At 45.2% G+C, this 23,756-nt stretch carries 21 protein-coding genes and 6 tRNA genes; 17 read left to right on the forward strand and 10 right to left on the reverse strand.

Annotation, left to right across the window (positions count from 1 at the left end; translation table 11 throughout):
* Positions 1-44 precede the first annotated feature (44 nt).
* Entirely contained in the window at positions 45-1,370 is a 1,326-nt protein-coding gene (bioA, locus tag MHM99_RS16075; protein WP_239220148.1) for an adenosylmethionine--8-amino-7-oxononanoate transaminase, read from the reverse strand.
* Positions 1,371-1,408: 38 nt separating this feature from the next.
* On the opposite strand from bioA, the gene bioB reads away from it, so the two are divergent.
* From bioB to bioD, 4 genes are read left to right on the forward strand one after another with little or no spacing between them, the layout of a single operon-like run.
* Positions 1,409-2,533 carry a biotin synthase BioB gene (gene bioB, locus MHM99_RS16080; protein ID WP_049585902.1) on the forward strand — a complete coding sequence of 375 codons (1,125 nt, stop codon included), beginning with the start codon at positions 1,409-1,411 and terminating at the stop codon, positions 2,531-2,533.
* Positions 2,533-3,894 carry an 8-amino-7-oxononanoate synthase gene (locus MHM99_RS16085; protein WP_239220149.1) on the forward strand — a complete coding sequence of 454 codons (1,362 nt, stop codon included), beginning with the start codon at positions 2,533-2,535 and terminating at the stop codon, positions 3,892-3,894. The genes bioB and MHM99_RS16085 overlap by 1 nt, the downstream gene beginning before the upstream one ends.
* Before the next feature lie 2 nt (positions 3,895-3,896).
* Entirely contained in the window at positions 3,897-4,997 is a 1,101-nt protein-coding gene (locus tag MHM99_RS16090; RefSeq protein WP_239220150.1) for a methyltransferase domain-containing protein, read from the forward strand.
* Positions 4,994-5,764: a dethiobiotin synthase gene (gene bioD, locus MHM99_RS16095; protein WP_131136982.1), complete on the forward strand. Its 771-nt coding sequence runs from the start codon at positions 4,994-4,996 to the stop codon at positions 5,762-5,764. The genes MHM99_RS16090 and bioD overlap by 4 nt, the downstream gene beginning before the upstream one ends.
* On the opposite strand, the gene pepE is transcribed toward bioD, so the two are convergent.
* Positions 5,735-6,457 (reverse strand): dipeptidase PepE, encoded by a 723-nt coding sequence (gene pepE, locus MHM99_RS16100; protein ID WP_239220151.1) that lies wholly within the window; start codon positions 6,455-6,457, stop codon positions 5,735-5,737. The two genes, bioD and pepE, sit on opposite strands and share 30 nt — an antisense overlap.
* 93 nt (positions 6,458-6,550) lie before the next feature.
* Between pepE and MHM99_RS16105 the strand changes: the two genes are divergently transcribed.
* The 8 genes from MHM99_RS16105 (at position 6,551) to MHM99_RS16140 (ending at position 14,382) form a co-directional block, all read left to right on the forward strand.
* The gene (locus tag MHM99_RS16105; protein ID WP_239220152.1) at positions 6,551-7,027 is read left to right on the forward strand and encodes a low molecular weight protein-tyrosine-phosphatase; all 477 of its coding nucleotides are present in this window, start codon (positions 6,551-6,553) and stop codon (positions 7,025-7,027) included.
* 57 nt (positions 7,028-7,084) lie between these two features.
* Positions 7,085-8,062 (forward strand): iron chelate uptake ABC transporter family permease subunit, encoded by a 978-nt coding sequence (locus tag MHM99_RS16110; RefSeq protein WP_061094643.1) that lies wholly within the window; start codon positions 7,085-7,087, stop codon positions 8,060-8,062.
* A 15-nt stretch (positions 8,063-8,077) separates the two neighbouring features.
* Entirely contained in the window at positions 8,078-9,013 is a 936-nt protein-coding gene (locus MHM99_RS16115; protein ID WP_239220153.1) for an ABC transporter ATP-binding protein, read from the forward strand.
* Positions 9,014-9,191: 178 nt separating this feature from the next.
* Entirely contained in the window at positions 9,192-10,535 is a 1,344-nt protein-coding gene (locus tag MHM99_RS16120) for a 3-deoxy-7-phosphoheptulonate synthase class II (protein ID WP_014978802.1), read from the forward strand.
* 131 nt (positions 10,536-10,666) lie between these two features.
* The gene (locus tag MHM99_RS16125) at positions 10,667-11,665 is read left to right on the forward strand and encodes a DUF4118 domain-containing protein (protein ID WP_156078139.1); all 999 of its coding nucleotides are present in this window, start codon (positions 10,667-10,669) and stop codon (positions 11,663-11,665) included.
* A gap of 4 nt (positions 11,666-11,669) precedes the next feature.
* The gene (locus MHM99_RS16130) at positions 11,670-12,365 is read left to right on the forward strand and encodes a response regulator transcription factor (protein WP_075176251.1); all 696 of its coding nucleotides are present in this window, start codon (positions 11,670-11,672) and stop codon (positions 12,363-12,365) included.
* On the forward strand, positions 12,365-13,021 hold the full coding sequence (locus tag MHM99_RS16135; RefSeq protein WP_014948916.1) for a TrkA family potassium uptake protein: 657 nt from the start codon (positions 12,365-12,367) through the stop codon (positions 13,019-13,021). The genes MHM99_RS16130 and MHM99_RS16135 overlap by 1 nt, the downstream gene beginning before the upstream one ends.
* The gene (locus tag MHM99_RS16140; RefSeq protein ID WP_239220154.1) at positions 13,018-14,382 is read left to right on the forward strand and encodes a TrkH family potassium uptake protein; all 1,365 of its coding nucleotides are present in this window, start codon (positions 13,018-13,020) and stop codon (positions 14,380-14,382) included. Before MHM99_RS16135 ends, MHM99_RS16140 begins: the two co-directional genes overlap by 4 nt.
* Here the strand turns inward: MHM99_RS16140 and MHM99_RS16145 are convergent.
* The 3 genes from MHM99_RS16145 to MHM99_RS16155 all read right to left on the reverse strand — a co-directional run bounded on the left by MHM99_RS16145 (position 14,379) and on the right by MHM99_RS16155 (position 16,804).
* Positions 14,379-14,702, reverse strand: coding sequence for a hypothetical protein (locus MHM99_RS16145; protein WP_061094648.1), 324 nt, complete (start codon positions 14,700-14,702; stop codon positions 14,379-14,381). The genes MHM99_RS16140 and MHM99_RS16145 overlap by 4 nt on opposite strands.
* A gap of 65 nt (positions 14,703-14,767) precedes the next feature.
* Positions 14,768-14,983 carry a DUF3820 family protein gene (locus tag MHM99_RS16150; RefSeq protein WP_014948919.1) on the reverse strand — a complete coding sequence of 72 codons (216 nt, stop codon included), beginning with the start codon at positions 14,981-14,983 and terminating at the stop codon, positions 14,768-14,770.
* Entirely contained in the window at positions 14,984-16,804 is a 1,821-nt protein-coding gene (locus MHM99_RS16155) for an ABC transporter ATP-binding protein/permease (protein WP_239220155.1), read from the reverse strand.
* Between the two features lie 324 nt (positions 16,805-17,128).
* On the opposite strand from MHM99_RS16155, the gene moaA reads away from it, so the two are divergent.
* A complete protein-coding gene (moaA, locus tag MHM99_RS16160; protein ID WP_239220156.1) occupies positions 17,129-18,097 on the forward strand; it encodes a GTP 3',8-cyclase MoaA in 969 nt (322 codons plus the stop codon).
* Between the two features lie 127 nt (positions 18,098-18,224).
* On the forward strand, positions 18,225-18,752 hold the full coding sequence (locus tag MHM99_RS16165) for a GNAT family N-acetyltransferase (RefSeq protein ID WP_014948922.1): 528 nt from the start codon (positions 18,225-18,227) through the stop codon (positions 18,750-18,752).
* A gap of 45 nt (positions 18,753-18,797) precedes the next feature.
* Here the strand turns inward: MHM99_RS16165 and MHM99_RS16170 are convergent, their stop codons facing one another.
* The 5 genes from MHM99_RS16170 to MHM99_RS16190 all read right to left on the reverse strand — a co-directional run bounded on the left by MHM99_RS16170 (position 18,798) and on the right by MHM99_RS16190 (position 21,081).
* Positions 18,798-20,420, reverse strand: a complete 1,623-nt coding sequence (locus tag MHM99_RS16170; RefSeq protein WP_039227364.1) for a response regulator — start codon at positions 20,418-20,420, stop codon at positions 18,798-18,800.
* Between the two features lie 245 nt (positions 20,421-20,665).
* Positions 20,666-20,741 (reverse strand) — tRNA-Val (locus MHM99_RS16175).
* 37 nt (positions 20,742-20,778) lie between these two features.
* A tRNA-Val gene (locus MHM99_RS16180) sits at positions 20,779-20,854 on the reverse strand.
* A gap of 37 nt (positions 20,855-20,891) precedes the next feature.
* Positions 20,892-20,967: transfer RNA gene (locus tag MHM99_RS16185), tRNA-Val, on the reverse strand.
* Positions 20,968-21,005: 38 nt separating this feature from the next.
* Positions 21,006-21,081: transfer RNA gene (locus MHM99_RS16190), tRNA-Val, on the reverse strand.
* A gap of 917 nt (positions 21,082-21,998) precedes the next feature.
* On the opposite strand from MHM99_RS16190, the gene gltX reads away from it, so the two are divergent.
* The 3 genes from gltX (at position 21,999) to MHM99_RS16205 (ending at position 23,737) form a co-directional block, all read left to right on the forward strand.
* A complete protein-coding gene (gene gltX, locus MHM99_RS16195) occupies positions 21,999-23,408 on the forward strand; it encodes a glutamate--tRNA ligase (protein ID WP_239220157.1) in 1,410 nt (469 codons plus the stop codon).
* 85 nt (positions 23,409-23,493) lie between these two features.
* A tRNA-Ala gene (locus MHM99_RS16200) sits at positions 23,494-23,569 on the forward strand.
* 92 nt (positions 23,570-23,661) lie between these two features.
* Positions 23,662-23,737 (forward strand) — tRNA-Glu (locus MHM99_RS16205).
* The last annotated feature ends 19 nt before the right edge of the window (positions 23,738-23,756 follow it).

The raw sequence follows: 23,756 nt of genomic DNA on the forward strand, positions 1-23,756 counted from the left end.
TCATATTTCACCCAAGAAGATAGTTAGCGTAACAATCTCACACACTATTTCAAGGCGGTATAAATCGCATGGGTCAGCTTACTTAACTGCTCGGAAGAGATAATGTAAGGAGGCATAATGTATACCAATTTCCCGAATGGCCGTATCCACACGCCATGTTTCACAAAATGGCGTTGAATTTCGGCAACATTGACGGGATTTACCGTCTCGACTACCCCTATAGCACCTAACACCCGTACGTCAGCGACTCGCGGCAAGTCTGCACATTTTGCCAATTCGGTTTGTAATTGTTTCTCAATGATAGGGACTTGTTGCTGCCAATGATTTTCGTTAATGAGCGACAGGCTGGCATTGGCCACCGCGCAGGCTAACGGGTTGCCCATGTAGGTTGGACCGTGCATAAATACGCCCGGCTCCCCTTGGCAAACCCCTAAAGCCACGTCTTCGGTACACAAGGTCGCGGCCAGTGTCATATAACCACCCGTAATCGCTTTACCCAAACACATGATGTCAGGCGAAATACCTGCATGCTCGCAAGCGAAGAGCTTACCTGTACGGCCGAAGCCAGTAGCAATTTCATCGCAAATTAAAAGTACGTCGTAGGTATCGCAAAGCTGTCGGCAGCGCTTTAAGTATTCGGGGTGGTAAATACGCATGCCTCCCGCGCCTTGAACAACAGGTTCTAGGATAAGGGCTGCCATCGTGTGGTGATGCTTTTCAAAAATCTCTTCAAGCGGAAGAATGTCATCTTCGCTAAACGTTTGGCCAAAGCGAGTTTGAGGGGCGGGCGCAAAAATCTGCTTGCTTAGTACACCCTCAAATAAACTATGCATGCCGTTAACGGGATCGCACACGCTCATTGCGGCAAAGGTGTCGCCATGGTAGCCATTGCGCGGCGCGACAATGCGTGACTTCTCTGAGCGCCCTTGACATGCCCAATACTGAATCGCCATCTTTATCGCAACTTCAACAGACACTGAGCCAGAGTCTGCTAAAAATACACGCTCTAACCCTGCCGGCACCATGTTAAGTAACGATTTACACAAATCTACCGCCGGCTGGTGGGTAATACCGCCAAACATAACGTGAGAAAATGCGTCAATTTGCTTGTGCGCAGCATCGTTGAGTACAGGATGGTTGTAACCGTGAATAGCTGCCCACCAGCTAGACATGCCATCTACTAGCACTTCACTTGTGGCCAAGGTAAGTTCAGCGCCTTTTGCACCAACTACTTCATAGCAGGGAAGGGGATTAACCGCCGAGGTATAGGGGTGCCAAATGTGTTGTTTATCAAATTCTATATTGTTCACAAAATAACCATTAGTAAAGGTTTTAAATTGGTCAGAGTTGACAACTCGATATTGGGGCATAGACTAAGCCAGCAATAATAATTAGTAAAGGACAGTCAATGACGCTGGCTAGTGCGCCTTCTGCGCAAACGACAACTATTCGAAACGATTGGACCAAAGCCGAAGTTGAGGCTTTGTTTGCGATGCCATTTAACGATTTACTGTTTAATGCCCAAGTAGTGCATAGACAGCATTTTAATCCGAATGAAGTGCAGGTCAGCACGCTTTTGTCGATTAAAACCGGTGCTTGCCCTGAAGACTGTAAGTACTGCCCGCAAAGTGCTCGGTATGATACGGGCCTTGAAAAAGAACGATTACTGGAAATTGAAAAAGTCATCCAGCGTGCGAAAGAAGCAAAGCAAGTAGGCTCAACCCGTTTTTGTATGGGGGCCGCTTGGCGAAACCCACGCGACAGAGACATGCCTTACATTTTAAAAATGGTTGAAGAGGTGAAAAGCTTAGGGCTGGAAACCTGTATGACGCTGGGTATGTTAACCCGCGATCAAGCTGTGGCCTTAAAGCAAGCGGGCCTTGATTATTATAATCACAACCTGGATACCTCACCGGAATACTACGGTGATATAATCACGACCCGTACTTATCAGGACCGACTGAATACATTAGAGAACGTGCGTGCGGCAGGTATGAACGTTTGCTCTGGGGGAATTGTGGGCATGGGAGAAACGGTGAGCGATCGCGCTAGTATGTTGGTGCAATTAGCTAACCTTCCTGAGCAGCCTCAAAGTGTGCCTATTAACATGTTGGTTAAAGTAAAAGGTACGCCACTCGATAGCGTAGAAGACTTGGACTATTTTGAGTTTATCCGCACTATTGCCGTTGCTCGTATCATGATGCCTAAGTCACATGTGCGCTTGTCGGCAGGCCGCGAAGCCATGAACGAACAAATGCAGGCCCTTTGTTTTATGGCAGGCGCGAATTCTATTTTCTATGGCTGCAAGCTGTTAACCACGTCAAATCCAGATACCCACGAAGACGTAATGTTGTTCAAAAAGCTTGGTATTAACACTGAACGTACTAGGGATTACTCAGACGAAGCACATCAACAAGTGTTAGAAGAAGAAATTGCCCAGCAACAAGAACAAGGCGACGACAGTAACGACTTGTTTATTGATGCAACCAAGCCTAAGGTAGCGCCAAAGAAACAGCATTTAACGGAGGCGTAATGGCCTTTCACTGGTTAGACGATTCGCTGAGCGCGCGTGCCGAGCAGGGCTTGCTGCGCCAGCGCCACTGCCAACAATACGAAAAAGACAGCATTATTTGTATTAACGGTGAGCACTACCTTAATTTTTCAAGCAATGACTACCTAGGCATGCGCCAGCATGAGGGTGTATTGCAAAGTTGGGTTGAGGGGCTAGCGCAATTTGGTGGTGGCAGTGGTGCATCGCCTTTGGTAACTGGGCACACACAGGCTCATTTGGCGCTAGAAGCCTACATTGCCGATGGGTTAAACCGAGAAGCTGCGCTGTTGTTTAACTCTGGCTTTGCCGCCAATCAGGCACTGTGCATGGCACTTTTTCCACACATGTCTCACCCTAATAAAAGCGCGAGTGCGGGTCATATTATTGCCGACAAGCTCATGCACGCTTCGTTTTTAGAGGGGGCACAGTGTGTATCTGACAGCGCTAAGCTTCGCCGTTTCAAGCATAACGATCTAAGTCATTTAGAGAGCGTGCTATCAAACGTTTGTCACAGCCAGTTATCCGATGCGGTTGGTAATTCTGATGCAAACCAGCAAGACATTCTGATTGCCAGTGAAGGTGTGTTTAGTATGGACGGTGACGTAGCGCCTTGCGAAGGCATCGCTGAACTGGCCGCTAAATATAATGCATGGTTCATGTTAGACGATGCACACGGTATGGGTGTATTGGGTGAAAACGGCTTCGGCACAGCAGAAGCACTAAACTTAAGCCAGCAACGAGCGCCTATTGTTATGGGAACATTTGGCAAAGCAGTGGGCACGGCCGGCGCCTTTATTGCGGGAAGCCAAACCCTAATTGATTATCTGGTGAATTTTTCTAAACATTATGTGTATTCCACTGCCATGCCACCAGCACAAGCGGTCGCGACGTTGTACTCTCTTACACATATCGCCAGTGATACTGCCCGCCGCGAAACGCTGCATAACAATATCGCCTATTTCAGAGAGTCGTTTCAAAAACGCTTTGGACAGACACTCAATTCAACCGAGAAAGACAAAGCACCAATTGAAATCACTTTGGGGCAATCGCAAAGCGCGATTCAGCCTATTATTGTTGGTAGCCCAGAACGTGCAATTGCACTAAGTGACGGGCTAAAACAGCGCGGCATTTGGGCAACGGCTATCAGGCAGCCTACTGTACCGAAAAACCAAGACAGGCTGCGTATAACGCTTACGTCAAATCATACATCTCAAGACATTGACGTATTGTTTGATGCCCTAGAACTTTCACTTAATAACTTGGTGTTGAGTGAGACTTCAGAAAAAAGAGGATCAGACAGCGCTATCCGTGCTTCTGGCTCTGTAAGTAAACAAGAGATGTAACCATGTCACTAAGTCCCGCTGTAAAAGCGTTCCCAACGCCAGAGCAGGTAAGCATGTTCGAAGATAAATTGTCACCTGATGTAGCTCAGCGTGCTTTTAAGGCTGAGGGGACTTTTTCTACCGAGACATCTCTTGAATCTGAGAAAGCGACTAACGCTAAAGGGACTCTCGTAGCTAAAAATACTCACCATCCCGAATGCTCGTTCAAAGCTGAGGCTTATGTGAATGCTGAGAAAAACGCTAAGACTGAGGGCTATGTTACAGCTGAAGACTATGTTCCAGCTGAGGGCTCTAAAACAGCTAAAGGCGCTGCAAAAGCTGAACGCGATGATACTGCTTCAACAATTAACGAGCAGGACGTGGCACATCGCTTTTCAAAAGCGGCTGTGCAGTACAACAGTATTGCGGGTATTCAGCGCATTATTGCCAAGCAGGCATTAGCGAACTTACCGATAGACCTACAGGGGACGGCTCTTGATATTGGCTGTGGTACCGGCATTCATACCCAAACGCTTGCAAATAAAGGTGCAGCTGCAACTGGCGTAGACATTGCCGAGGGCATGTTGGCTCAGGCCAGAAAAATGTACTCTGACCCCATTTTTATTCAGGGTAGTGCTGTTGATTTGCCTTTCTCTGATAGCCAATTTTCAACCGTATTTTCATCTATGGCGCTTCAGTGGGTTAGCGATACTCGTCTTGTCGCTAATGAGATAGCGCGAGTGCTTGAAAAGAGTGGTATTGCCGAGCTGGCGATTATGGTGGCGGGTTCATTTAATGAACTTAAAACGGCGCGCAAAGTAGCGCAGCTTCCGCAAGCCGAAACCTATATGCCGACAACCTCACAATGGGTAAATGGCTTTAAGCAGTCGGGCCTTTCTTTGCAACGGGTGATTACTAAGGACTATGTCGATACTCACTGCGATATTATGTCGCTATTGCGCTCTGTGAAAGGGGTGGGGGCAGGTGAGACCGGCCGAAAACAATCGCCGCTCACCCGTCGAGATATTAAAAAATTAGCTATGGCTTACAGCAATATGAGCGGTGTAGAAAGTAAGTTACCGCTTACCTACCGCGTGAGTCATTTTAGATTGGAAAAACGATGAAGCAGTATTTCATTACCGGTACCGACACCGAAGTAGGTAAAACCTATGTTACCTGCCAACTACTACAAGCTGCGCAAAAATCCTCGTTAAGCGCCATCGGCTACAAGCCTATTGCAGCCGGATGCGAACAGATAAACGGCGAGTGGGTTAACGAAGATGCGCTAAATATTCAGAAAGCGTGCTCCAAAATACGCGCAAATAAAGCCATTAAAATTACAGACAATAACGAGCTAAAAAGCGTAAATGAAAACAACGAAGAAAGTGGACAGACACTTCCTTTGCATCAAATAAACCCAATTGCACTAAAGCCGGCTATTGCACCACATATTGCTGCCCTTGAAGAAGGTGTTGCGTTAACGTTTGACGAGATTGCAAAAGGGCTTGACGAACTGCACGCCTATCAACCAGATCTTTTGTTAATGGAAGGTGCAGGTGGGTGGCGTTTACCGCTAACGGTAGGTGATGAGTATACGCCCACTTACTATCTTTCTGATGTCGTGAAAACACTCAAAATGGATGTGATTTTAGTTGTAGGCATGCGACTAGGTTGCTTGAATCATGCGCTATTAACCGCAGAAGCAATTCGCGCCGATGGACTTACCATTAAAGGATGGGTTGCGAACGACATCACGGGTAACATGACGCGATACCAAGAAAATCTGCACTCTCTTAAAGCCATGTTACCCGAACCGCTACTGGCAGAAATTCCTTACCAGGTAGCGCCCAACGATGAGGCGTTATTCGTCGCTATCAAGCAAATAAGTTAAATCATCACCTGAATGAATTGGCGTTTTTTCTTCACCTAGAAAGATAAAGCCGTCTTTTTCACCCACTAGGGTAAGTTGATTATGAGTAAGGCGCAGCGCTGTGCCTTCGCGAATAGCAACTACTGGCGTGGTTGGATTAAGCGTGGTGAACTCTGCCAAACGTTGGTCGCGGGTTTCGCCATTGTGACCCGGCGGCTGATAATCGGTGTAATGCGGGTTTAACTGAAACGGCACGATATCTAGTGCATCAAAACTCGGCGGCTCGATAATGGGCATGTCGTTAGTGGTTCTAATTGATTGACCACAAATATTCGAACCTGCACTCCAGCCAATATAAGGAGTGCAATCGGCGATGGCGTGCTTTATTGGCACAATAAGCGCGTTTGCATAAAGGGTAGAAAGCAGGTGAAAGGTGTTTCCACCGCCTACAACAATGGCTTGGCCGTTTTTCTTTGCGTTATTTACCGCGGCAACCGGATCTTCAACGGAATGTAGCCCAGTAACCTTGCACTCTGGCAGGGCGGTAGCAACGGCGTCTACATAGCTATCGTACGTTTGAGTGACGGCGGCATAAGGAACAAATAGAAGGTCGCGAATTTCGCCTAAGTGTGCAAAAATAAGCGCTCTAGCGTGCTCTAAGTAAGCCTCGTCGCCTTGACGCGAGCTACTTAGCATAAGTACATGTGCGGTCATACTAACTCCACAATTTTTCTGACGGCGTATCATACGTGAAACTAGGCATAAAGTTTAGTCGCGCTCCGTCACTGCGTTGAAATAGGATTTTGAATGAAACAATCTACATCGGTGTTGTTCGTGTGTTTGGGTAATATTTGTCGTTCTCCAACCGCAGAAGCCGTGTTCAAACACAAGGCTGCACAAGCCGGATTAAATATTGAAATTGACTCAGCGGGAACCCACGGCTATCACATTGGTAACCCGCCCGATAAGCGTTCGCAAGCCGCAGGCGTAGAACGAGGCTACAGTTTCAAAGGGCTAAAATGCCGACGTGTGGATGAAAACGACTTTGAGCGATTTGATTTCATTCTTGCCATGGATAACAGCAACCTTGCTAATTTGCACGGTATGTCGCCTAGCCAGTACCACGATAAAATTAAGCTGTTTCTTGATTTTGCAAATGCAGACGATAAAGAAGTACCTGATCCATATTATGGCGGCAAGCGCGGCTTTGAGCTGGTGTTGGATCTTATCGAAGAAGCGTCGGACGGTTTGATTGCGCATATTAAACAAACCCAACAACAATAAACGCAAATCATATTGATAAACCATCTCGAAAGCCCACGTTGAGAACCCGTATTGACAATGACAGGAACTAAACGCACCGCCGTCACTTTGGTTGTAATAACAGTACTTTTGTCACTCGTCATAGGTGTGGTAGGGATTGTTGGCGTGACAGGGCTGTCTGATACGGCGGCTGAACTAAAACAGCATATTATTGTTCAGCTTCAAATACCGCTTATTCTCACTGCGTGTTTAGTAGGGGCGGCACTGTCTACAAGTGGCGCTACCTTGCAAGTAGTACTGCGAAATCCCCTGGCAGATCCGGGAATTATTGGCATTACGAGTGGCGCAAGCTTGGTTGCTGCGCTTTTGCTACTGCTAACCCCACAATGGGCTACAGCGTACCTACACTATTTGCTGCCTTTGGGATGTTTTATTGGTGCGTTGTTATCTACATTTATTATCTACCGCTTAGCAAGAAAACTGTTGGGCTCCTCTACGGCTGTTATTCTAGCGGGTATTGCCATCTCTACTCTTAGCGGCGCTATTATCGCTTGGCTTTACATGTTCAGCGACGCTAATGCCCTGCGCAATCTTACTTTCTGGTTAATGGGTAGTTTGTACCAAACTAACTGGTTAATTTTGTCAGTGGGTGGCCCGTTAATCGCTGTTGCTGTCGCATTACAGCTTTATTTCGCCGGCGATTTAAACAAGCTCTATGCTGGTGAACTTGCAGCAAAAAGCAGTGGTGTGGATGTGGAGAAACTCACTGAGCGCGCACTCATTGTCTGCGCTATTGCTGTAGGCACTGCGGTGTCTATGGCAGGCTCTATTGCTTTTGTTGGCTTATTAGTACCGCATATCTTACGTTTGATCATCGGGCATAATAATCGCTATTTGTTGCCGTTAAGTGCATTAAGTGGTGCAAGTCTGCTGATGCTGGTTGCGTTAAGCTCTGAAATGACCCGTGCCATTACGCTTCCGGTGTCTATGGTAACAGCTACGTTAGGCGGTCCATTATTAATTTGGGCATTAGCTAAAGGTCAAATAAAAGGGTAGTGGAGGGGAAATGAAATGACGACAAACAATTTTAGACCCCAGCAACGCCCTGATTCTGGCAGCAATGAACGAATAAATGCTAGTGAGCAAGACACCATAATTACTAACCCTAAGGAAAACGTTAGCGTTAAAGATGACGTTGCTGATTGCAATAGCCCAGCGAATAGCCATAACCTAGCAGATAGTCGTACCGTTTTAAGCTTACAGAATGTAAAAGTGGCATCGCGACTTTCGGTGGAAGGTTTACGTGCAAAAAAAGGCGAGTGCGTTCACATTATAGGACCAAATGGGGCAGGGAAATCAACACTGTTGCTTATTCTTGCGGGCCTTATTGACGCTGATGAGGGCACCGTCATGCTGCTAGGCAAACCAATGAACGATTGGTCGCTGGCAACACTTGCGAGTGTGCGCACCTTATTAGCGCAACAAAGCGAAAGTGGTTTTCACTTGTCGGTAAAAGAATACCTAAGCTTTTATGCAACAGCACAGCAAGATGAACTAATTCCTCCGGTTTTAGAAAAAGCACTCGAAATATCGGGTTTCTTGAACCAAATTGTCACCCAGCTTTCTGGCGGCGAGCGTCAGCGAGTTGAGATTTGTCGTTCGCTTTTGCAAATTTGGCCGCAGCTAGAGCGCGGAGAGGGGGTAGTGCTTTTAGACGAGCCATTGCAAGGACTTGATATAAGGCATCAATATGCACTGGCTAGTTTGGTAAAATTCCTTTGCGATAAAGGGAATACCCTACTTATGACGTCTCACGATATCGCGCTTAGTGCCAACTATTGCGATAGTTTATGGCTTATGCAAAAAGGTCGCATGGTAGCGTTCGGTAAGCCACAAGAGGTGGCCACGCAAACAAACTTAGAAAGTGTGTTTGAATGCCATTTTGCTATAAGCAAGCACGATAACTTTCTAGAAATTCAAGTTTGCGCACCTATTTCCCTAGAATAAATGTGGTAAAGTGCCCCCAGCATTTTTTTAGATTCACATTTTCACATTAGGCTGATTAGAAAAAAGCGCTACAGACGCACTGTTAAGCGCGTTACAGTCTTTTTATTCGAAGCATCTAGCTTCAATAAATATTTTCAGTAAAACGTTTGCCCTACGTTTTTTATTCAGGAGAACACCGTTGAGTAATTGGCAAGTAGACAGTTGGAGAAATAAACCTATTCTTCAGCAACCAGAGTACGACGACAAAGTACGTTTAAAAGAAGTAGAGCAAACATTAAGTTCTTATCCACCGCTTGTATTTGCTGCTGAAGCCCGTGAGCTTAGACGCCAGCTAGGTGAAGTCAGCTTGGGTAAAGGCTTTCTTTTACAAGGCGGCGACTGTGCTGAGTCGTTTGACGAATTTAATGCGCCTAAAATTCGCGATACCTTTAAAGTTATTCTTCAAATGGCCATTGTGCTTACCTTTGCTGGTCGTTGTCCGGTAACTAAGGTTGCCCGTATGGCAGGCCAGTACGCCAAGCCGCGCTCATCAGATTTCGAAACCCGCGATGGCGTGACCTTGCCAAGCTATCGTGGTGATATCATCAACAACTTCGAATTTACCGAAGCGGCCCGTCGACCAGATCCTGACCGTTTGTTGGAAGCCTACCATCGCAGTGCGTCAACCCTGAATTTACTTCGCGCGTTCGCACAAGGTGGTTTGGCCGACCTTCATGAAGTTAACCGCTGGAACATGGCGTTCGTTGAAAACAATCCGCTTAAAGAGCGTTATTCTGATATGGCCAACCGTATTCAAGACACCCTTGAGTTTATGGATGTTATTGGTATTAACGCACAAACCAGTTCTACGCTGCACGAGACTTCACTGTTCACGTCGCATGAAGCATTGCTGTTGAACTATGAGCAGGCGCTAACACGCATCGATACCCTTACCGGTAAGCCTTACGATTGTTCGGCTCACATGGTGTGGATTGGCGAGCGTACCCGTCAACTTGACCATGCGCACGTTGAGTTTTTCCGTGGCATTCACAACCCAATTGGTGTGAAAGTGGGGCCAAGCATGCAAGAAGACGAGCTTATTCGTTTGATTGATGCGCTTAACCCGCTAAACGATCCAGGTCGTTTAACGCTAATTACGCGTATGGGCGCCGATAATTTAGCCGACAATTTGCCACGCTTATTGCGTAAAGTGAAAGCTGAAGGCAGACACGTTGTGTGGAGTTCTGACCCGATGCACGGCAATACGTTCTCGGCATCGAGCGGCTATAAAACCCGTAACTTCGATGCAATTTTGAAAGAAATTAAGCAGTTCTTCCAAGCTCACGAAGCAGAAGGTACTCACGCAGGTGGTATTCACCTTGAAATGACCGGTCAGCACGTAACGGAGTGTACAGGCGGTGCTTATGAAATTAGCGATGAAGACTTAGCGCAAGCCTACAAAACGCAATGCGACCCGCGCTTAAATGCAGACCAAGTACTTGAAATGGCATTCTTGGTGGCTGATCATTTGCGTAATGCTTAAAGTGACCAACATCGCATTGGCAAGTTGAAGAAACGGCATCATTGAGATGCCGTTTTTTTTACCTAAATTTTACGCGTATATTTGAGGTTAGGTTGATATGCTCATTGTGTTGAAGTAAACACGATTGACCTATGACCCAATTTAAACACGGTTTCTATACACTCTTTATTATGGCTGTGGCTATTTTAGGGTGTTTAGCACTTAGTAACTGGTTACTGCCGCTTGGCGGTATTCTGCTCATTCTACAGCTCGCGTGTGCCATTGTGGCGTTAACGACCTCAAGGTTTTACGGCTTGCTTGCAGGGGTAGCCGGAGCACTGAGCTTTAATTACTTTTTCACCGAGCCTTTGCACTCATTTCAAATTGCAGAAGTTGAAGACAGCATAAATTTTGTCGTTTTCATCATTGTAGCCATCCTCATTAGCGAGCTTGCTGTCTACGTCAATTCTCAACAACATGCACTACAGGTTGTTAAAACACAATCTAGTGTCCTTCGATCTGTGTCCCACGATTTGCGTACGCCGCTCTCTACCATTATCGGTTCTGTTGAAACCTATATGACATATCAAGACAAGCTTGATGACATTGAGAGACAGGCACTGTTAAAAGGGGTTCACGATGAAGGTAAACGCCTTTATGTTTACGTTGAGAACCTGCTTCAAGCCACACGAATTGAGCATAACGCGTTAGCGCTAAATTTAACCCATGTAAACCTGACTGCCTTTTTAGCTAACCTTGAAAGTCGTATTAACAGTGGTCGACTAAAAGTGATCAACAACAGTGACAGTCGCGGTATAACTGTGTCTGAATCACTGTTTGAACAAGCTTTATTTAACGTAATTGATAATGCCCTTAAATTCAGCGATGACAGTGTATTGCTGATGGTTAGCCACTCTGATGGAGAGTTTAAGTTTCAAATAGCCGATAAAGGCGAAGGGATCAGCGATGAACAGCTACAAGCGCCAATACAGCTTTTTCAAACCAGTCGTCGCAGCGATAGTGGAAAAGGCGGCATTGGCTTAGGACTAAGCGTAGCAGCAGGCATAGTTCACGCCCATAGTGGTGCTATCAAGCTGTCGAATACCACACCAGGCCTTCTCGTCAGTATTACAATTCCAAAAAGGGATTAGCGCAATGAGCCACACCATTCTACTTGTTGAAGATGATGCGAATATTCGTCAGATGCTGAGCATTGCGCTAGGTGCAGAAGGCTACCTTTGTGTAGAAGCTGCTTCGGTTCGAGAAGCTTTGTCATTGTTTAATCAGCACCGTCCTGACCTTGTCATACTCGATTTAGGGTTACCTGATGGTGAGGGGAGTGAAGTACTTAAACGCATAAGAGAATCTAGTCGCCTGCCAGTGCTCGTGTTGTCTGCAAGAGATCAGGAGTTAGACAAGGTCGACCTGTTGTCCCGGGGGGCCAATGATTATGTTAGCAAGCCTTTTGGGATCAGAGAGCTTGTCACCCGGGTGAAAGTACTGCTTAGAGACTTCAATCCTGTGGTTGAGCCCACAACGCCCACACGACAGATTGGCAAGATAGCATTGGATATTACCGAGCGACGGCTGCTCGTTGAAGGCGAAGTTATCGCGCTCGCCCCAAAAGAAGTTCAGCTTCTTGACGAGCTTACAAAACAGCCTGGGGCGTTTGTTAGTCAGCAAGAATTGTTAAGAAGAATATGGGGTCTGCATCACAGTGAAGATACCCACTACATCCGCGTTCTTGTAAGACAGCTAAGAAAGAAGATAGATCCGTTCGAGAAAGATTTAATAGAGACAATGCCTAAACAAGGCTACCGAATAGCGGTTGATAAACCGGAGGCTAATTAATGTCGCACTTTAGTGTAATTGGGCTTGGCAAGTTTGGCTTAACGGCCAGTTTAGAGTTAATTCATATGGGACACACCGTTACAGGAATTGACCAAAGTGAAAAGCTGGTTGAACAGTATGCAGGTGAGTTTACACAGTGCGTTGTGTGTGATGCCAGTGATGAGCGTGCACTCAAGGAATTAAACTTGTGTCAGAGCGAAGCCGTGCTTGTTGCTATTGGCGAGGATATGCAAGCTAGCTTACTGTGTACGTTGGCACTAAAAAACTTGGGCGTAGCCAATATTTGGGTGAAAGCTAATAGCTCTGCTCACCACGCTATTTTATCCAAGCTGGGTGTGTCGAAAATTATTCATCCTGAAGAAGAGATGGGAGCAAGGGTGGCGCAAGCGCTTAACTACCCAATGGTGAATGACTACTTGGGTATAGGGCACGGCGTTTATATCGTTGATGTCATTTTGTCTGATCACTTTTCTTCACAGCGCTTAAAAGACGTGCTGTCCGTCGGTAAGGGGCAAGTCTCTTGTTTGTTAGTTAAGCGAGGTCACCAGCTACATCATAATCCATCGTTAGACTTTGAAGTTACTTCGAAAGATACCGTTATCCTCTGCGGCCATAGAGAGAACCTTGTTAAAATAGCGCCTAGGCTAGCACAATGAACAGATGGGATCCTAGCTACAGACCGATAGAGCGCTCGCCTAAAGGTATTAATAAAATTCAGGTAGGGCCGCCTCTTATTCTCTCTCTAAGCTTTGTGGCGGTGATTTTCTTAGGCACCGTTATCCTAAAATTACCAATGATGACTCATGAGCCCATCTCGTGGATCCAAAGCCTATTTACTTCCACATCGGCGGTGACAGTAACGGGTCTTGTGGTAGTCGATACCGGATCTGTTTTTACAACTGCTGGACAAGCGGTGATTGCGGTTTTAATTCAGCTGGGGGGCCTAGGGCTGATGACGTTTGCCATCGTCACGCTCATTGCCTTAGGAAGTAAAATCAGTTTCTTGCAGCAATCGGCAGTGAAGGAGGCGTTTAATCAAACAGATTTATCAACGCTTGTGTCTACAGCAAAGTCGGTACTGATTTTTGCCTTCTTCGTTGAGTTAGCGGGTTTTTGTATTCTGTCGGCCTACTGGATGCAGGAAAAAGGAGTAAGTGAAGCGTTATTTCACGCGTTTTTTTACACCATCTCTGCATTCAACAACGCAGGATTTGCATTAAGTGGGGATAGTCTTTCCGCCTATGTGGGAGACCCGATTATCAACATCACTATTTCTGCATTATTTATTATTGGTGGTCTCGGGTTCTCCGTTTGGATAGAGCTTCATAAAAAGCGCAGATGGCAACGCATCTCTGTGTATGCCAAGACAATGATATTGGGTACGCTAATTGTCAATGTAACCGCCTTTTTGCTTATCTTTGTTATTGAAAGTGATAATCCTGCAACCTTGGCGAACCTCGATACTCAAAGCGCATTATGGGCATCATGGTTTCAAGCTGTTACTCCAAGAACTGCCGGATTTAATACGCTGGATATAGCGTCGTTAGAAGATCCAACGACAGCATTAATGTTGTTGCTAATGTTTATCGGCGGGGGCTCAATGAGTACCGCAAGCGGTATAAAACTGATGACTTTCATCGTTTTGATCATTGCCGCATACAACTATATTCAGCGGGGAGCTGCGCCACGACTCTTTGGCAGAACAATTTCAAATGACACTATTAGCAAAGCGCTAGCGCTTACGATGATTTCCATAGGTATTACGTGGATAGCTATTTTTCTTTTATTAATGTCAGAAAAAGCTGACTTTTTGGATATCGTGTTCGAAGCGGTTTCTGCTCTTGGGACCGTGGGTCTTTCCAGAGGGCTAACTGGCGAGCTGTCAAACAGTGGTGAGTGGATCATTATCTTACTGATGTACGCGGGTAGATTAGGGCCTTTGACATTGGCTTATTTTATTGCCAGCCCTCGAATAAGCCGCATTAAATACCCAGAAGCTAAACTAGCAATTGGTTAACCTGCAAAAATAGCGGCTCGTTCATCTTCACTTAAAATACCGACGAAGATGGTTTCTCTTCTTAAGTTGGCTGTGCGCTCGTCGTCAGCCAAAAGAAGCGCCTTAAATACGTCTGGTTGATGGCGAGCCTCAATTATTCCTTTCCAAAGAAGGTAGCTTCCATAGCGCATCATTTTGTTGTGATAACGGGTTTCTAATGTTTTTTCGACTTCTTCAAATAGTTCTGGTTGCAACATCAGTTTGTCGGCAATGGCATTATGTATTTTTTTGATGCGTTCGTTTACGTCACTTCGACGTTGCTTTCTGGGTCTTGCTAACATAAATCATGGTATGGTTAGAGTTTACTCATTTTGCCATTAGGGGGCGCTGAGTCCCCTTGTGATTGCTAGTCGTCATTTAATAACGGTTCTACAACAGACTCTAAGCCGTTTAGCTTAATTTCATACATTAAAGCGAGCTGTTCACCAAGCTTGTTTTCTGGAAAGCCTTGCTTGTGAAACCAGACCAAATAGGGTTCAGGTAGATGAAATAGGCGTCTTCCAGCGTATTTGCCAAAGGGCATCACTTGGTTAATAGCGGCTTTAATAAGCGTTGGGTCCATTTACTGATTACCTTTTGTCTTGGGATTTTCGTTGAGGTCTTCATCTTCACGTTGTTGTGCTTGCCATAGTGCTGCGTATTCACCACCTTGCTCAAGCAAATAAGTGTGTGTCCCTTCCTCTACAATGGTACCGTTTTTAAGTACAAGGATCTTGTCGGCATCAACAATTGTGGACAGTCTATGAGCGATGACTAGGCTGGTGTGTCCTTTAGCAGCGTCGCGAAGGGCCGCTAATATCGCACGTTCTGACGTGCTGTCTAACGAGCTGGTGGCTTCATCAAAAATCATGATTGGCGCGCCTTTAAGTAAGGCCCTTGCGATAGAAACGCGCTGCTTTTCGCCACCAGAAAGTTTTAGGCCTCGCTCACCTACCGTTGTGTCTAGCTTTTCAGGTAGGCTTTCTACAAATGCTTCAAGATGCGCGAGTTTGATAACTTGTTTAATGTCTTCATCGCTGGCGTCAGGGTTACCGTAGCGAATGTTCTCCAGCAAGGTAGTGTTAAACAGCACCGTATCCTGAGGGACAATGCCGATATGTGAACGCAGACTTTGTTGCGTAACCGATGCGATGTCTTTTCCATTTATCGTGATGTCGCCCTGTTGAGGCTCATAAAACCGAAAGAGTAGTTTCATCAGCGTTGATTTTCCCGCGCCGCTTTCACCCACTACCGCTACTTTTGAGCCTGGCGGTACATCAAAGCTTAAGCCGTTAAGTATCTGTCGATTATCAGTGTATGCAAAATGAACATTGTTAAATCGCAGTGCGGGGTTCGCACAGGTTAATTCTGTAGCGTCGTGGGCATCTTTTATGGCCGGAGTTTGGGTGAGAAGATCAAACAACTTATCGATATTAGCAAGGCTCCCTCGAATTTCACGGTACACAAACCCCAAGTAATTTAAGGGCATAAAAATTTGCATAGTGAACGCGTTTATCAAAACAAAGTCACCTATTGTCATTTCGTCATTCATGACGCCAAAGGCGGCGTTTGCCATCATAGATGTCATGGCGATAGCGATAATGGCAGCTTGGCCGCCATTCAATGCAAATAGCGACAAGCGGTTTTTTCTTCGTGCCTTTTCCCATGCAGCTAAATCCGTGTCGTAGCGATTGGCTTCAAAGGATTCGTTGTTAAAGTATTTAACGGTTTCAAAATTTAGCAGGCTGTCTACCGCACGGGAATTGGTGGTCGAGTCTGCTTCATTCATCTGAGTAACAAAGCGAGTGCGCCAATCCGTGGCTTTCATCGAAAAGCCAATGTAAGACACTACGCTAACTACAATAATTAACGCGAAAGATACGCCAAACTGAAACAAGAGTAAGCCTACAACAAGAGTGATCTCTAATAGGGTAGGAACAATATTAAACACCATAAAACGCATGAGGAAACTTACGCCGTTGGTACCGCGCTCTATATCTCGTGACAATCCGCCTGTGCGTCGATTTAAATGAAAGCCCAAGTCTAAGTTGTGCAAATGTTTGAAGACTTTTAGTCCAAGGCGGCGCATGGCACGCTCTGTAACCCGACCAAATAGCGTGTCGCGTACTTCGCCGAGCAAAACATTCAGTAAACGCAGTGTTCCGTAGGCAACGATAAGGCTGATAGGTACCGCTAATGCAAGCGTGGTTAGGTCGCCATTTAAGCTATCGACGGTGTATTTCAATACATAGGGTAGGCCGATGCTGGCAAGCTTTGCTGCTACTAGGCAGAGTAGAGCAAGAAATACACGGTGCTTGAACTCTAGGAGATAAGGCCAAAGCTGTGAGAGAACGTGCCATTTAACAGGTTCGTCGACATTGGTAGGAAAACGGTTTTTTCTCATTTTATAGTGTGCTTTATTATTGTGTTTACAGTGTTAGGAACGCGCTGATTCAAAAAATCGCTTTTCGTAAACGTTGTAATAGATATTGAGCTAACCTGCTCGTGTAGGGCGATTTTCGCTTTTTGAAGTACGTTTTGAAATAGGCTAGAGATTAAATTGGTCTTATTTATAGCGATGAATGTGTTTAATTTTGGTTTCACCGCGCGTACACTAGAGGTAGTTTAATTTAGTTACCTTGTTATTTACTCAATGTTTTACTGGCTTTTGTTAGATTGAGAAAGCCGTGAATTGAATGACTAAGCAGCACAGGATTAAGGAGTTAGTTTGTTAGAAGATAGTTTCGGTAGACAGTTTCATTATTTACGTTTGTCAGTGACCGAAGCGTGCAACTTTCGTTGTCAGTACTGTTTGCCAGACGGATATGAAGGCCCGACGAGCGATCAGTTTATGACGCTAAACGAAATTGATACCTTGCTCAAAGCGTTCGCTAAGCTGGGTACGTCGAAAGTGCGCCTAACAGGCGGCGAACCAACGCTGCGACGAGACTTTCTTGATATTTTACAGCTAACAAGTAATACGCCTGGTATCGAACGTGTAGCGATGACAACACATGGAGCGCGAATGGAAAAGTTTGCGCATCAGTGGAAAAAAGCAGGGTTACACCAAGTAAATGTAAGTATTGACAGTTTAGATCCCCGTCAGTTCGCCGCTATAACAGGACAAGACAAGCTTAAAGCTGTACTTCGAGGGTTAGACGCAGCGATTGATGCCGGCTTAGACGTGAAAGTGAACTCTGTCTTACTCAACGATTTTTCCGATAGCCGTCTCCATAGGTTTCTTGCTTGGCTAAAAGATATGCCAGTAACGCTCCGGTTTATAGAGCTAATGGAGACAGGCGACTTAAATCAGTTTTTCAATAAGCAACATCAAAGTGGTACGCCGCTAAAAAGTACGTTGTTAGACATGGGCTGGCAGCCTTTGTTGCGTAGAAAAGATGCGGGGCCAGCGCAAGAGTTTTACCACCCTGACTATGCCGGTAAAATTGGCTTAATCATGCCTTACAGCAAAGATTTTTGTAAAACTTGTAATCGACTACGTGTTTCTGCCCCAGGAAAGCTACACCTATGCTTGTTTAGTGAAAATGGGATAGATATGAGACATCTTCTTGCCACTGGCAATGTGGATGAAGTGGTCGCTTTTTTACAAGATGTGCTCGGTCAAAAACACGAAACACACTATTTGCATGAAGGTAAAACGGGGGCAACCAAGCACCTTGCCATGCTGGGAGGCTAGTTAATTGGCTCTACGTTAAAGGAAAATGTAGGGCAAAAAAATACATCGAATAAGTTTGGTTTGTTGTAAAAATGAGCTATATTCAGCGGTGTAAGTATATTAAAAATAATAACGATAAAGGAAGTATATGCATATCAAGGACAGTGCGCGTCTTTCCTACCATTATATTACCGAACAAGACGCAGACTTTTTATGGGAGCTCGATCAAGATGAGCTTGTCATGAAATATATCAACGGTGGCAAGAAGTCTTCTAAGGAAGATATTCGGGAAATCTTTGTTCCTCGTTTCCAAGCCTATTCCAATCCAGCTCTAGGGTGGGGACTGTGGCGCGTGGAAACGCTAGTCGAAAAGGAAAGCATTGGTTGGATTTTAGTTCGACCCTTTGGCTTTTTTACTCAACACCCCGAAAGTGACAATATGGAACTAGGATGGCGTTTTAAGCGCCATACGTGGGGCAAGGGCTACGCAACAGAGGCTGCGGAGTCTGTTAAAGAAGCGCTGTATGATATAGGTGTTGAAAAATTCTCTGCTATTGCTAACCCGCAAAATAGTGCGTCTATCAATATTATGAAAAAGCTAGGGATGACGTTTAGTCACGAGCTTGAGTATAAAGACAAACTCTATCACGAGACAGTAGTCGTCTACTCTAATTAAGTAATCGTATTGGTATAAGAAGGGCGAGGGGAATGACTGACGTTATCATTCGCTCTTTAGAATGCTTTTTACGTTCTCGTAGCGAGAATACTGATCTTCTGACAAAGCTGCCGACTCGAGTGTTTCTCTACATTTTTTGATGGCCGAAAGGGTGTCGGGAAGCATAGGCGCGTTAGCTTTTCGGGCCCTTACTATTGCTTGAAGGTAGTTAAGCGCAATAGAGGGATTTTTAGGCATGACGCGGAACGCTTGAGCAAATGTTGTGTAAGACTGCTCTAAATTACCCCGTTTATACTGTGCAACGGCGGTGTTGTTAAGTATTTTAGGGCTTAGCGTAATCGCTTCTTTTTCTTCTTTCTCTTGTTTTAAATAGGTGGCCATGAGGTTTAATTCATCGTTCTCCTCATCCTGCCTTGAGGAAATGGCGTCTAAAATCGCAAGGGACTCTTTCTTCATTCCTACTTCATGAAGGGCTTTGGCTCTATCAAGCAAGGCTTCTGTGGAGTGGTGTTGGGCATGATCAGTGTGAAAATCTGACAACAGCATTTGTGCTTTCACTGTGTCGTCTTTCAAATAATGAAGACGCGCGTCAATCACCGTCAGCTCATCGTTTAAGGCTGCTTTCGGGTGAGCCTTTTTCAACTGTCGCAAATACTCATTAGTTTGTTTAACTATGCTGTTTACGTGTTCGGGCTCAGATGTCATAGCAAAATCAACACCCGCTCTTGCCGCAGTTAAATAAATATCTGGCTTGTCATGGATAGAGTCTTTCGCGTAGCGCACCACCTTTTTAGCGCTGTTAAACTGACTTTCGTAATCATGGGTGATCCGCGCCAAATTTATCGCTAACTTATGTCTAGCAATGTTTTGAGGTGAGATATTGCACGCCAGCGATGTACACTCCAGCGCGTCGTCAAAAGCTGACTGCTTAATTTGCAGTTTGGCGAGTAAGTCATAGGCCTCAAGCGCAGAGTCAGGTCGCATTGCTAACTGGATAACTTCTCTTTCGGCATCGTCCAATTCATTGAGTGCCAACAGACTCTTCGCGATCCCCATTTTTGCCCAACTAAAATCTTGAACGTTAATTATCGATTCAAAGAAGGCTACGGCTTCTTGAAACCTTTCTGTGATAATCAACAAATCGCCTTTAATCTTCATCGCTAGCGGAAAGTGTTCGGCTTGCTCAGGCTGCAATAGAAAGAACTCAACCTCGGCCAGGGCTTTTTCGTAGTCCTTTTTATCCATGAATGAATAGATGTTCTTTAGCGCTTTTTTCCTTGATAAAACTCTGGAAAGTCGCCTGTCTAACTCGTTAACCGAAAAAGGCTTAGCGATAAACTCATCCGGCTGTAACTCTATGATAGCGTGGACGACTTCTGCTGAGGTATCTGCACTGGTGAAGATGAATGCGCTGGTAAGGGGGAGTGATTGAGTTTCGTTTAGTTGCTCAAGTAAAAAATAACCGCCTTGTTCAGAGCGCAAATTATAAGAGCAGATAATGGCGTCATAATCATGTTCTTGCAGTGCCGAAAGGGCATGAGAGGGCCTATCAACATAGTTCATGTTCTTGAAACCTAACTGCTCAAGTGCATAGTGCATATGGCTTTTCGCCAGCACCTGGTCTTCAGCAATTAACAACTTAGTATTTCTAGCTAAGTGTAGTTTCATCAATTAGTAGCCTCTGAAACATGAGAACCCTTATTTTTCTTACCATATCACGGTAAGTACACCTTAAGTATAGTTCTTTATGGAGACTATCGCATAATGGAAGCTGCTCGTAGCTGAATTTCAGTACTGGTTATTGATAATGATTGCTGGATTTGGTGTAGGAGTAGCCAAAATGCTTTAACGTGACAACGACTAAACATAGTTAGATTGTTGTGTTTCTAAAGATTGAGATATATTGAGAGGGATGGTGGACGCTACTGGGCTTGAACCAGTGACCCTCGCCTTGTAAGGGCGATGCTCTCCCAACTGAGCTAAGCGTCCGTATTTTTGATTTCACTATTTAACCACGGTGAGGAAGTGGTGGACGCTACTGGGCTTGAACCAGTGACCCTCGCCTTGTAAGGGCGATGCTCTCCCAACTGAGCTAAGCGTCCGTATTTTAGATTTCACTGTTTAACCACGGTGAGGAAGTGGTGGACGCTACTGGGCTTGAACCAGTGACCCTCGCCTTGTAAGGGCGATGCTCTCCCAACTGAGCTAAGCGTCCATATTTTTTGATTTCACTGTTTAACCACGGTGAAGAAGTGGTGGACGCTACTGGGCTTGAACCAGTGACCCTCGCCTTGTAAGGGCGATGCTCTCCCAACTGAGCTAAGCGTCCATATTTCTTTAAAGCTTGCCTAAGCAAGTGGGGCGGTATTATAGAGTCGGTTCCGTTAGTGTCAACAATAAAATTAAAGAAAAATGACTGTGTGCCCGAATTTTAGACACTCTGGCTGCATCTTAACTAAATTGATGAAAAGAACAGCGTTTTTAATCGCGTTTTGAATCCATCGATAGACAAAAACTGCAGCGTGGGTTTACACGAGCCAGTTGGAGTTTGGGGGGGGACAGACACTTGCTTCTTACTAAGAGTTGAAATAGAGGTTGGGTGGAATTGAAGTGGACAGTCACTTATTTACCACAAACATATAATTAAATTGGCCTCGCACAATGGGGCTTCGCACAATGGACACACACTCATTTTTTAAAAGAAGAAGTGGCAAACAAGGACAAAGTGCAAGCGCAAAGTGGACACCCACTTATTTTTTCGTAGCTTAACGCTAGTAAACCTAACCAAATAAAAGTGGTGCTTACTTTATTCTTGAAATATCAATTGAATTACCAAGTGAATTACCAAGTGGACAATCACTTAAAAAACACGCAACGAAAAAACAAAGGAGAGAAGGAGAAAGGACAGACACTCACGTAAACCTGATAAAGTGCGTGCAGTATCTTTTTATTCAAAGTACCTGGTCTTTTCGGACACCCACTTACGTTTTTGAAGCTATTATCGGTTCTGTCACTCTCTGATCGTTGGACTTTTTTGAGTGTGTGTCCACTTCAGTAAGAAATGAATTTTGAAAAAGTGGGCTTCAACAATAAGTGTCTGTCCACTTTATAACTCACTTTCTTCGTACCATCTAAACTACTTCAAGAGATTTCTTTTTCCTTCTATTCTTATCTTACTTTTGAAGTCGCGCGGACACTGGTAGAATGCGCCCAACTTTAGAAATACATTAACAATAGAGAGTGACCATGTCGGTTGTTACACGATTTGCACCCAGCCCAACAGGCTATCTTCACGTTGGCGGCGCACGAACTGCGCTTTATTCTTGGCTTCTTGCTAAAAGCAAAGGCGGCGAGTTTGTTCTTCGTATTGAAGATACAGATATCGAGCGTTCAACTGAAGAAGCAAAGCAGGCCATTCTAGACGGAATGCAATGGTTAGGTTTAACGTGGGATACGGGTCCAATCTATCAGACTGAGCGGTTCGATAGATATAAAGAACTTATTCAGCAGCTTTTGGATGAAGGTAAAGCGTATAAATGCTTTATGAGCTCTGAAGAGTTAGATGCGATTCGTGAAGCGCAAAAAGAACGTGGTGAGAAGCCTCGCTACCCAGGTACGTGGAGAGACAGAACTGATCATCCAGAAGGTCAGCCTTTTGTTATCCGCTTCAAAAACCCTCTAGAAGGTAAAGTGGTGATTAATGATCACGTGCGTGGAAAAATCGAGATTAGCAATACTGAGCTAGACGATCTTATTGTTCAGCGCTCTGACGGTACCCCTACATATAACTTCTGTGTAGTTGTTGATGATTGGGACATGGGTATTACTCACGTAGTTCGTGGTGAAGACCATATTAATAACACGCCACGTCAAATCAATATTCTTGAAGCGCTTGGTGCACCTGTTCCAGAATATGCTCACGTTTCTATGATTTTGGGTGATGACGGCAAGAAGTTATCTAAGCGTCATGGCGCTGTAAGCGTGATGCAATATCGCGATGATGGTTTCCTACCGCAAGCTGTGCTTAATTACCTTGTTAGGTTGGGGTGGTCTCACGGCGACCAAGAAATTTTCTCAGTTGATGAAATGATTGAGAAATTCAGTTTAGATGCCATTGGGCAATCTGCATCGGCATTTAACACAGAAAAGCTAATCTGGTTGAATCAACACTACATTAAGACATTACCAGCAAGTGAAGTTGCGTCACACGCTAAATGGCACTTTGAAGAGTTGAATGTTGATTTAACGACAGGCCCAGCGCTTGAATCTATAATTGCTATTCAGGCCGATAGAGTAAAAACGCTAAAAGAGTTAGCTGAGATTTCTACGTACTTTTATCAAGACTATGAAGATTTTGATGCGAACGCAGCAAAAAAACACCTTCGCCCAGTAGCTCGCGGCCCATTAGAGCTTGCTAAAGATAAATTAATGGCAATTGAAGAGTGGAACCCAGAAAATATTCAGGCTGCTATAAATAGTACAGCCGAAGAATTGGAAGTGGGCATGGGGAAAGTAGGTATGCCGCTACGTGTAGCTGTGACAGGTGGTGGTAATTCACCGTCGTTAGATATCACGTTGAATCTTATCTCAAAAGAGAAAATTGGCGAGAGAATCGACAAAGCGCTTACTTTTATAGCAAACAGAGAAAATTCATAAAAAAAGCGTTGACATGACAGGGGGGGATGCCTAGAATGCGCCCCGCTGTCACGGAACAGTCACACAAAATGACTGGTACCATGATGGGGCCATAGCTCAGCTGGGAGAGCGCCTGCATGGCATGCAGGAGGTCGGCGGTTCGATCCCGCCTGGCTCCACCAAGTCACATTGAGATGTGGTTTGATATAGGCTGAAGTTGTTAATGCAGCTTCGGACTGAAAATTCGAAAACTTAGTTTCGAAGAAGGAATTCAGTCCCCTTCGTCTAGAGGCCTAGGACACCGCCCTTTCACGGCGGTAACAGGGGTTCGAATCCCCTAGGGGACGCCATTTTATCGCGTCACAGTCG

The sequence above is a fragment of the Alteromonas sp. MmMcT2-2 genome (genome assembly GCF_022348305.1).
GTDB lineage: Bacteria > Pseudomonadota > Gammaproteobacteria > Enterobacterales > Alteromonadaceae > Alteromonas > Alteromonas macleodii.

Excerpts from the sequence above, each read along its gene's own strand:
- MHM99_RS16125 (WP_156078139.1), top strand. The coding sequence starts at position 10,667 with ATGACCCAATTTAAACACGGTTTCTATACACTCTTTATTATGGCTGTG.
- MHM99_RS16140 (WP_239220154.1), top strand. The coding sequence starts at position 13,018 with ATGAACAGATGGGATCCTAGCTACAGACCGATAGAGCGCTCGCCTAAA.
- MHM99_RS16090 (WP_239220150.1), top strand. The coding sequence starts at position 3,897 with ATGTCACTAAGTCCCGCTGTAAAAGCGTTCCCAACGCCAGAGCAGGTA.
- bioB (WP_049585902.1), top strand. The coding sequence starts at position 1,409 with ATGACGCTGGCTAGTGCGCCTTCTGCGCAAACGACAACTATTCGAAAC.
- MHM99_RS16085 (WP_239220149.1), top strand. The coding sequence starts at position 2,533 with ATGGCCTTTCACTGGTTAGACGATTCGCTGAGCGCGCGTGCCGAGCAG.
- MHM99_RS16155 (WP_239220155.1), bottom strand. The coding sequence starts at position 16,804 with ATGAGAAAAAACCGTTTTCCTACCAATGTCGACGAACCTGTTAAATGG.
- pepE (WP_239220151.1), bottom strand. The coding sequence starts at position 6,457 with ATGACCGCACATGTACTTATGCTAAGTAGCTCGCGTCAAGGCGACGAG.
- MHM99_RS16170 (WP_039227364.1), bottom strand. The coding sequence starts at position 20,420 with ATGAAACTACACTTAGCTAGAAATACTAAGTTGTTAATTGCTGAAGAC.
- MHM99_RS16150 (WP_014948919.1), bottom strand. The coding sequence starts at position 14,983 with ATGGACCCAACGCTTATTAAAGCCGCTATTAACCAAGTGATGCCCTTT.
- MHM99_RS16110 (WP_061094643.1), top strand. The coding sequence starts at position 7,085 with ATGACAGGAACTAAACGCACCGCCGTCACTTTGGTTGTAATAACAGTA.
- MHM99_RS16115 (WP_239220153.1), top strand. The coding sequence starts at position 8,078 with ATGACGACAAACAATTTTAGACCCCAGCAACGCCCTGATTCTGGCAGC.
- MHM99_RS16130 (WP_075176251.1), top strand. The coding sequence starts at position 11,670 with ATGAGCCACACCATTCTACTTGTTGAAGATGATGCGAATATTCGTCAG.
- MHM99_RS16145 (WP_061094648.1), bottom strand. The coding sequence starts at position 14,702 with ATGTTAGCAAGACCCAGAAAGCAACGTCGAAGTGACGTAAACGAACGC.
- MHM99_RS16165 (WP_014948922.1), top strand. The coding sequence starts at position 18,225 with ATGCATATCAAGGACAGTGCGCGTCTTTCCTACCATTATATTACCGAA.
- bioD (WP_131136982.1), top strand. The coding sequence starts at position 4,994 with ATGAAGCAGTATTTCATTACCGGTACCGACACCGAAGTAGGTAAAACC.
- gltX (WP_239220157.1), top strand. The coding sequence starts at position 21,999 with ATGTCGGTTGTTACACGATTTGCACCCAGCCCAACAGGCTATCTTCAC.
- MHM99_RS16135 (WP_014948916.1), top strand. The coding sequence starts at position 12,365 with ATGTCGCACTTTAGTGTAATTGGGCTTGGCAAGTTTGGCTTAACGGCC.
- MHM99_RS16105 (WP_239220152.1), top strand. The coding sequence starts at position 6,551 with ATGAAACAATCTACATCGGTGTTGTTCGTGTGTTTGGGTAATATTTGT.
- bioA (WP_239220148.1), bottom strand. The coding sequence starts at position 1,370 with ATGCCCCAATATCGAGTTGTCAACTCTGACCAATTTAAAACCTTTACT.